Here is a 449-nt window from a genome sequence, read left to right as displayed (position 1 = left end):
ATGTTTGGCGATTGATCAGATCGCACAATTCGGACTGAGTTCCCTTCAGGTGATCTACTATTTTGCGAAGTTATTTATTATTAGCAATATTGGAGGATCAATTACCAGCGAGGCTGTCGGGAATACAGTAAAAGGAACGCTTGATGAAGCTGATAAATCCGTTAAAAAGTAATCAGAGTGTCAATTTAAACACTCTCATCATGCTAATAATACGGTGTGTTTTATGTATTTTTTTCATGGCAATGATAGGCTGTTTTCTTGGCAGATTAATAGTGTTTTTAAAAGCCAATATTTTATTTTTTGATTGGAAAAAGGATGTTTTTTATTCTTTAAAAGTAGGTGCTTCCGCTGGTACGTTAGCTGGAATCGGAATCTGGATAAAAGCCAAGCTACAAGAGCGTAAGGCCCGAAAAGAGTCAGCCAAATAACCCTATAATGCAATCCCGGCC

The 449-nt window shown here is 37.4% G+C and carries 1 protein-coding gene; it reads left to right on the top strand.

Going from position 1 to position 449, the window contains the following annotated elements:
* The first annotated feature begins 143 nt into the window (after positions 1-143).
* Positions 144-428: a hypothetical protein gene (locus NC856_RS17710; RefSeq protein WP_264091711.1), complete on the top strand. Its 285-nt coding sequence runs from the start codon at positions 144-146 to the stop codon at positions 426-428.
* Positions 429-449: the final 21 nt, after the last annotated feature.

Origin of the sequence: Brenneria izbisi (assembly GCF_025840185.1) — a bacterium.
In the GTDB taxonomy this organism is placed as follows: domain Bacteria; phylum Pseudomonadota; class Gammaproteobacteria; order Enterobacterales; family Enterobacteriaceae; genus Brenneria; species Brenneria izbisi.
Note: the sequence above shows the minus strand (reverse complement) of the source record. Positions and strands in the feature narration are given on the sequence as shown.

Coding starts and splice junctions, on each gene's coding strand:
- NC856_RS17710 (WP_264091711.1), top strand. CDS start 144: ATGAAGCTGATAAATCCGTTAAAAAGTAATCAGAGTGTCAATTTAAAC.